The sequence below is a fragment of the Brevundimonas sp. UBA7534 genome, assembly GCF_002479325.1.
In the GTDB taxonomy this organism is placed as follows: Bacteria; Pseudomonadota; Alphaproteobacteria; order Caulobacterales; family Caulobacteraceae; genus Brevundimonas.
This window is the reverse complement of the sequence record NZ_DLMO01000086.1, coordinates 1-7,605: the sequence shown is the minus strand read 5'-3', so window position 1 is coordinate 7,605 and position 7,605 is coordinate 1. Positions and strand designations below refer to the sequence as shown.

Below are 7,605 nucleotides of genomic sequence, written 5' to 3'. Positions count from 1 at the left end.
CGCATCAGCCGGGCCTTGTCGCGCTGCCAGTCGCGCTCGGCCGAGGCCTCGCGCTTGTCGTGCAGCTTCTTGCCCTTGGCCAGCGCGATCTCCAGCTTGGCCTTGCCCGCCTCGTTCAGATACAGGCGCAAGGGAATGATCGTCTGGCCGTCGCGCTGAACCGCGCCGATCAGCTTGTCGATCTGCTTCCTGTGCAACAGCAGCTTGCGGTGCCGCCGCGGCTCATGGTTGAATCGGTTGGCCTGCTTGTAGGGCGGGATGTCGGCGTTGATCAGCATGATCTCGCGGCCTTCCACCGAGGCATAGCTCTCGGCGATGTTGGCCCGGCCGTCGCGCAGCGCCTTGATCTCGGTGCCCAGCAGCTGGATCCCGGCCTCAAGATTGTCGGTCAGGAAGTAGTCGAACTTGGCCCGGCGGTTCTCGGCCAGCACCTTCATCTTGGGCTTTTCCGACGCCATCAGCCCAGACCCGCCGCGACCATGGCCCGGTCGATGGCCGGACGCACCGCGGCGTCCGTCGGCGCCAGCGGCAGCCGTACCTCCTCGCCGCACAGGCCCAGCCGCGACAGGGCGTACTTGGCCGGCGACGGCGAGCTGTCCAGGAACAGCGCCCGGTGCAGGCCGATCAGCCGGTCCTGCCACGACCGCGCGGTCGCCAGGTCGCCGGTGGTCAGGGCCTGCTGCAGGGCGACCATGGCCTCGGGCGCGACATTGGACGTCACCGAGATCACGCCGTGCCCGCCCGACGCCGCATAGCCCAGCCAGCTGGCGTCGTCGCCCGACAGATAGGCGAAGCCCTCGGGCAGGGTCGCCCGCATCCAGGCGATCCGCCCCATGTCGCCGGTGGCGTCCTTGATGCCGACGATGTTCGGATGCTCCGCCAGGGCGGCCACGGTCTCGTTGGCGATGTCGGACCCGGTGCGTCCCGGCACGTTGTAGAGCAGAACGGGCAGTTGCACCGCATCGGCGATGGCGCGGAAGTGCGCCGTCATCCCCGTCTGCGACGGGCGGTTGTAATAGGGCGCGACGACCAGCGCCCCGTCGGCGCCGACCGCTTTGGCGTGGGCGACCATCTCGATCGCCTTGTCGGTAGCCGAGGAGCCGGCGCCCACGATCACGCGAATCCGTCCCGCCGCCGTCGCCACGGCCAGTTCGACCACGCGCCGATGCTCTTCCGGGTGCAGGGTCGCGCTCTCGCCCGTCGTGCCCATCGGCACGACCCCGTCCACGCCTGCGGCGATCTGGCGCTCCAGCAGTTTGACGAAAGCGGCCTCGTCCACGTTTCCGTCACGAAGTGGTGTGATCAGGGCGGTGATCACGCCCTTGAACAAGGGGGCGGTCATGGGACTAGCTTGGCCTGCGTGGAGGGGGCGACATCGATCGCCGCCGAGAAAAGAGCGCGGGAAGTTAGGTCGCCGACGGCCTTGCCGCAACCGGATTGAATGGGAACAGGAAAGATCATGATCGGAACCAGCCTGGCGGCGATGCTTGCGGTGCTTGCTCCCAATCCGCAGGACCTGACCTCAGGCCCGGTTCCCTACACGGCGGTCCAGTCGACGCCGGCCAGCGCGCCCGCCTATCAGGGGCCGCGCGTGCTCAACGATCAGGATACCGCGCTTTTCCGCCAGGGACTGGCCGCGGCGCGCGCCCGCGACGTCGCCGGAACCCAGGCCGTACTGGCCCGGATCGGCGATCCCGCCGCGCGCAAGCTGGTCGAATGGGCGCTGATCGACACCTCTGGCGAACAGCTGTCCTACGCCCAGTTGGCACAGGCCCAGACCAGCATGGCCGGCTGGCCCCGCGCCGAGTCGCGTCGCGCGGCCGCCGAGAAGGTGCTGGACCGTTCCGGCATGGGCGCCGACGCCGCCCTGTCCCTGTTCGCCGACAGCCCGCCGACCACCATAGAGGGCGCCATCGCCCTGGCGTCCGCCTATGAGCAGCGCGGCCGCACCAACGAGGCGCGGGCCCTGATCCGCGATTGGTGGACGACCCAGTCCTTCGACGAGGCGCCCCAGTCGCGCATTCTGGCCCGCTGGGGCGGCTGGCTGACGCCGGCCGACCACGAAAAGCGCCTGAACCTGCTGCTGCTCGGCCCGCACGGCCCGGCCACGCGCGCGATGGTCAATCTGGTCTCGCCCGAGCGGGCCGCCGTGGCCAACGCCGTGATGAACCTTCGCACCGCCTACAGTCCCGACGCCATCGTCGCCGGACTCACACCGGCCCAGGCCGGCGATCCCGCCGTCGTGCTTGAGCGGGTTCGCATCCTGCGCTCCCAGAATCGGCAGTCCGAAGCCTTCCCGCTGCTGGCGTCCCTGCCGCCGGCGCCGTCGCACGACACGGGCCAGAACACCCTGTGGAGCGAGCGCCGCAACTATTTCCTGGACGCCCTTCAGGTCGGAAACTGGCGCGCCGCCTATGACGCGATGAACGGCCACGGCTTCACCGCCGGCGACCGGATGGTGGACGCCGACTTCTTCGCCGGCTGGGTCGCCCTGACCAAGCTGAACCAGCCCGAGGTCGCCGCGCGCCATTTCGAGGCCCTGCGCGGCGCCTCGTCCACCCCGATCACGCAAGGGCGCGCCTATTACTGGCTGGGCCGCGCGGCCGAGGCGCGCGGCGAACGCGACGCGGCGATGAACTACTACCGCAACGGGGCCCAGCACTGGCAGACCTTCTACGGCCAGCTGGCGGCCGAGAAGGCCGGGCTGACCACCCTGACCCTGCCGGGCGAACCTGCGCCCGATCAGGCCGCCATCGCTTCCTTCGATGGCCGCGAACTTGTCCGCGCCACGCGCATCCTTGGCGAGACGGGCGAAACCAGTCTGTTGCGCGTCTTCGCCTATCAGCTGGACAACGACCTGCCGACGATCGAGGACCTGGCCCTGCTGATGGACCTGTCGCGCGGCTATGGCGAAGGCTTCACGGCCATGATGGTGGGCCGCGCGGCCAGCCAGCGCGGCTTCGTCCTGCCGGAACGGATGTATCCGGTGCGTATCCCCCCTTCGGTCAACGGGTCGGCGCCCCTGCCCTTCACCCTGGCCATCACCCGCCAGGAATCCAGCTTCGACCCGCGCGCCCGCTCGCACGCCGACGCGCGCGGCATGATGCAGTTCCTGCCCGCGACGGCGTCCGGCGTCGCCCGGCGCCTGGGCATGGGCTTCTCGGCCGAACAGCTGTGGGACCCGGACTACAACATGACCCTGGGCAGCTATCACCTGGGCGAGCTCATGGCGGCGAACAGCGGCTCGATGCTGCTGGCGACAGTGGGCTACAACGCCGGTCCGGCGCGGCCGAACCAGTGGATCGCTCGCTGCGGCGATCCGCGCGGCGACGCCAACGCCACCCTCGACTTCATCGAATGCGCGCCCTTCACCGAGACACGCAACTACATGATGCGGGTGATGGAGAACATGGCCGTCTACAAGGCCCGGCTGAACGGCGGTTCGGCGCCGCTGACGCCGTCGGCCGACATCTCGGCCGGGGCCGCGGCCGGTCCGCGCCCCTACGCCGCCTACTGAGCCCGGCGGGCCGCCAGCAGCGGCCCGTGGGGCCCCTCCACCCAGCAGCCGTCCAGACCGAAGGTCGTCTTCAGGATTTCGGGCGACAGCGCCTCCAGCGGCGGGCCATCGGCGACGACGCGGCCGCCGTCCAGAACCACAACCCGATCCGCGAAGGCGGCCGCCAGCGTCAGATCGTGCAGGCTGACCAGCACCCCCTGCCCGGCGTCGGCGCGCGCACGCAGCCGTTCCAGGACCAGCCGCTGCGCGTCCGGGTCCAGCCCGGCGATGGGCTCGTCGGCCAGCAACAGGGGCGCCGGCGCGGCAAGCGCCCGCGCCAGCAGCACGCGGGCGCGCTCGCCGCCCGACATCTCGGCTGCGCCCCGGTCGGCCAAATGACCGGCGCCGACGTCTTCCAACGCCGCCCGCGCCCGGATCAGCGCCTGGTCTCCCGACAGGAAGGGCGCGCCCAGCGCCGCCACGTCCGCCGCCGGCAGGTTCCAGGCGATGCGGCGCTCCTGGGGCAGATAGGCGACGCGCTCGGCCCGCGCGCGATGCGACAGGGTGCGCGCCTCGTCCGCCCCCAGGCCGACCCGGCCGGCGGTCGGCGCGATCAGCCCCGCCCCCGCGCGGATGGCGCTGCTCTTGCCCGCGCCGTTCGGTCCGCACAGGGCCACCACCTCGCCGGCCCTGACCGTCAGATCGACGGCGTCCAGGACCGTCTTGTCGTCGATCCGCGCGCTGACCTTGTCGAGCGTCAGCAGGCTCACAGCCGCCACTCCCGCGCCGCGCGCCAGGCGATCAGGGCGAACAGCGGCGCGCCGATCAGGGCGGTGAACACCCCCAGCTTCAGTTCCTGGTCCGTCGGCGTCAGCCGCGCCAGCAGGTCGGCGACCACCAGCATCAGCCCCCCCGCCAGGGCCGAGGGCCAGAGCACCCGTCCCGGATCGCCCCGCACCGCCGCGCGCACCAGATGCGGCGCGGCCAGACCGACGAAGCCGATCACCCCGGCCACCGCCACCGCCGCCCCGGTCGCGACCGAGGCCGAGATCAGGGCGAAAATCCGCAACCGCCGCATCGACAGGCCCGACGTCGCCGCGCCCTCCTCGCCCAGGGTCAGCATCCTTAGGCCGGGCGTCGCCAGGGCGGCGAAGACCGCTGCTGCGATCACAGCCGGCGTCACCCAGGCCACGTCGATCCAACTGCGGTTCTGCACCGAGCCCAGCAGCCAGGACATCACCTCGGCCTGGGCGATGGGCGACGGCGACAGGTTGAAGATCAGGGCGGTCGCCGCGCCGGCGAAACTAGACAGGGCGACGCCGAACAGGATCAGGGCCTCCGGCGCCCGCACCACGCCCGACACGGCGATCAGCGCCCCGCCCGCCAGCCCCGCGCCCAGCAGAGCGCTCATCTCGACCAGCCCTGGCACGGCTGCCGCGCCCAGCACGATCGCCAGCGCCGCGCCCAGGGCCGCCGCCGCCGAAACGCCCAGCACGCCGGGATCGGCCAGCGGATTTCTCAGCAGTCCCTGCATCACCGCGCCCGCCAGCCCCAGCGCCGCCCCCACGACCAGGGCGCAGACGGCGCGGGGCGCGCGCACCTGCCAAAGCACCTCGGCCGGACCCGAAGCGGGATCGAACAGGGCCTGCCGATACTGCGATCCGCTGAACCCCGTTTCCCCGATCAGGATCGCCGCCGCCAGGGCCGCGACGACGGTGATCGCCGCCCAGGTCTGGGCCGTGGAGGTGCCGTACACCGTCAGGCCATAGACGGTGATGGCCACGACCAGCAGCGCCGCAAGGACGATAAGGATTGCGCCGACGATGCGCGAGGCCTTGCCGATGGGCCGGGCCAGAGCCGCGGCCGCCAACAGGGCCAGAGCGCCGAAGGTCGGCAGGGTGTAGTGCCACAGCTTGGTCGGCGCCAGCTCGAACACCAGCCAGGCCGGGACCAGCCAGCAAACCAGAAAGCGGATCGCCGGCTCGGCCCGCCGGGTCCAGCCGGTCGCGGCCGCGGCGGGCAGCAACAGGGTGGCGGGAAAGAACAGCAGCGGCGCCAGCACCAGATACATGCCGGGGAAACCGGAATGACTCTCGTGGGCGCCGGCGATCTTGGGCGCCAGGTCCCCCCCGATGGCTTCGCGCCAGAAGCCGCCGTCGGTGGCGATGGTGATGGCGATGGCCCAGGGACCGACCATCAGCGCCACCAGCGGCAGCCCCCAGCCCCAACCGAGGCGATACAGCCACTTGAAATCGCGGTCCCAGATCGACACGGCCAGGATCGCCAGAGCCACGACCATCAGGCCGATCGGCCCCTTGATCAGGATCGACAGCCCCAGACCCAGCCAGAACAGCAGCTTGTGCGGACGCGCAGGCCGTTCCCCCGCGCGCGAAGCCATATAGATGCGCGCCAGGGCCGCCATGGCCAGGGTGGTCGCGCCGCACAACATGGCGTCGGTCTTGGCGATGCCCGCTTCAGTCGACAGCAGGAAGGTGGCCCCCAGGATCGCCCCGCCGAAGAAGCCGATGCGCGATCCGAACAGGGCGGCGCCCGCCCACGCCGTCGCCCAGGCCGCCAGCATCGCCCCCAGCAGCGACGGAATGCGATAGGGCGCGATCTGGCGATCCTCGACGTCGGACGTCAGGGACACGGCCGCCGCCTGCAGCCAATAGATGCCGACCGGCTTCTTCCAGCGCGGATCGTCCTGGAAACGAATATCGACATAGTCGCCGCTCTCCAGCATCTGCGCCGTGGCCTGGGCGAAACGGCTCTCGTCCCGGTCCAGCGGCGGCAGCAGCAGCAGGCCGGGCAGGCCGGCGATCATCGCCAGCAGCGCCGCCAAAAGCGGACCCCGCCAGCCGGCGACGAGGCGATCGAAGTCGATACGGTTCATGATCTCGTCTTACACGGCGCGCGGGGGGACGTCAGCCATCTCCCCCTCCGTCGCGACCTGCGCTAAGAGGCGCCCATGAACGCGCAGCCGCTTCCCGACATTTCGGTCGTCGTGCCGGTCCATGACGAGGCCGGCGCAGCCGTCGCCTTGGCGCGCGAGATCGCCGAGGCCTTCGCCGGGCGAGCCTACGAGATGATCTTCGTCGACGACGCCAGCCGCGACGACACCTTGGGCGAACTCAAGGCGGCGATGAACGACCTGCCGACGCTGCGGGTGCTGGCCCATTCGACCAACGCCGGCCAGAGCCGCGCGGTGCGCACCGGCGTCCTGGCCGCCCGCGCCCCGATCGTGGTGACGATGGACGGCGACGGCCAGAACCCGCCCGCGGACGCGCCGCGTCTGGTCGACGCCCTGACCGCTGCTCCGTCCGACGTGGCGCTGGTCGGCGGCCGTCGCGCCCGCAGACAGGACAGCGCCTCCAAGCGCCAAGCCTCGCTGTGGGCCAACCGCATCCGCCGTCGTCTGCTGGGCGACGACGCCGACGATACCGGCTGCGGCCTGAAGGCGTTTCGCCGGGAGGCTTTCCTTCGCCTGCCCTATTTCGATCATGTCCACCGCTATCTGCCGGCGCTGATGATCCGCGAGGGCTATCGCAACCAGTATCTGGACGTCGGCCACCGTCATCGCGAGACGGGGCGTTCGAAATACACCAACTGGGGGCGACTTCGCGCCTCGGTGTCGGACCTGGCGGGCGTGATGTGGCTCAAGTCGCGCTCCCGACGGCCGGGCGCGGTGAGCGAATTCTGATATCGCCGTGGAACCGGCGCCGCCCAGCCACATTTAGACGGATGTCGCGGGGGGTCTCCCGGCAGAATTTTCCGTGTAGCATCAACATCACGCTCGACGAATGAGGCCCTCGCCGGCCTGTTTTCGCCTCGACCTGTGGCAGCGGTGCTGTTATGAGCGCAATCAGGCGGTCGTTTCCGCCGCACAATCTTGAAAAAGCGGAGGGCTTCCCCTTATGCGTATGAAGACTTTGGTTTTGGCCTCCAGCGCAGCGGCCGCCCTGGCGCTGTCCGCCGGCGCCGCGTCGGCTGAGCCGAACGGTTGGTACGGCGCGCTGGACGCCGGTTACCACATCATCGACGACATCAACGCCGAGTCGTCGACGACCGGCGGCAACTGGAACTATGAGGTCAACGACGGCTGGGCCGCG

General features: G+C 70.7%; 6 protein-coding genes and 2 pseudogenes. 3 read left to right on the top strand and 5 right to left on the bottom strand.

What is annotated here, in order from left to right; all coding sequences use genetic code 11:
• Together smpB and dapA are read right to left on the bottom strand one after the other, a co-directional pair.
• On the bottom strand, window positions 1-437 hold a 437-nt coding region (smpB, locus tag B2U11_RS06510), incomplete at its 3' end, for an SsrA-binding protein SmpB (RefSeq protein ID WP_292070685.1).
• A gap of 20 nt (window positions 438-457) precedes the next feature.
• On the bottom strand, window positions 458-1,342 hold the full coding sequence (gene dapA / locus B2U11_RS06505) for a 4-hydroxy-tetrahydrodipicolinate synthase (RefSeq protein ID WP_292070682.1): 885 nt from the start codon (window positions 1,340-1,342) through the stop codon (window positions 458-460).
• Window positions 1,343-1,459: 117 nt separating this feature from the next.
• Between dapA and B2U11_RS06500 the strand changes: the two genes are divergently transcribed.
• Complete coding sequence (locus tag B2U11_RS06500) at window positions 1,460-3,517, top strand: lytic transglycosylase domain-containing protein (protein ID WP_292070680.1); 2,058 nt, start codon at window positions 1,460-1,462, stop codon at window positions 3,515-3,517.
• On the opposite strand, the gene B2U11_RS06495 is transcribed toward B2U11_RS06500, so the two are convergent.
• From B2U11_RS06495 to B2U11_RS06485, 3 genes and pseudogenes are all read right to left on the bottom strand, one after another.
• Entirely contained in the window at window positions 3,511-4,266 is a 756-nt protein-coding gene (locus tag B2U11_RS06495; protein ID WP_292070679.1) for an ABC transporter ATP-binding protein, read from the bottom strand. The genes B2U11_RS06500 and B2U11_RS06495 overlap by 7 nt on opposite strands.
• Window positions 4,263-5,252, bottom strand: coding sequence for a FecCD family ABC transporter permease (locus B2U11_RS06490; RefSeq protein WP_414632941.1), 990 nt, complete (start codon window positions 5,250-5,252; stop codon window positions 4,263-4,265). Before B2U11_RS06490 ends, B2U11_RS06495 begins: the two co-directional genes overlap by 4 nt.
• A 423-nt stretch (window positions 5,253-5,675) precedes the next feature.
• Window positions 5,676-6,239, bottom strand: a pseudogene (locus B2U11_RS06485) (ArnT family glycosyltransferase); the annotation flags it as partial.
• 225 nt (window positions 6,240-6,464) lie between these two features.
• Between B2U11_RS06485 and B2U11_RS06480 the strand changes: the two are divergent.
• Window positions 6,465-7,196: a glycosyltransferase family 2 protein gene (locus B2U11_RS06480; RefSeq protein ID WP_292070677.1), complete on the top strand. Its 732-nt coding sequence runs from the start codon at window positions 6,465-6,467 to the stop codon at window positions 7,194-7,196.
• A gap of 214 nt (window positions 7,197-7,410) precedes the next feature.
• Window positions 7,411-7,605: pseudogene (locus B2U11_RS06475) on the top strand (cell envelope biogenesis protein OmpA); the annotation flags it as partial.

Bases quoted from the DNA above. Each gene is read 5' to 3' on its own strand.
- dapA (WP_292070682.1), bottom strand. From the start codon at position 1,342: ATGACCGCCCCCTTGTTCAAGGGCGTGATCACCGCCCTGATCACACCA.
- B2U11_RS06500 (WP_292070680.1), top strand. From the start codon at position 1,460: ATGATCGGAACCAGCCTGGCGGCGATGCTTGCGGTGCTTGCTCCCAAT.
- B2U11_RS06480 (WP_292070677.1), top strand. From the start codon at position 6,465: ATGAACGCGCAGCCGCTTCCCGACATTTCGGTCGTCGTGCCGGTCCAT.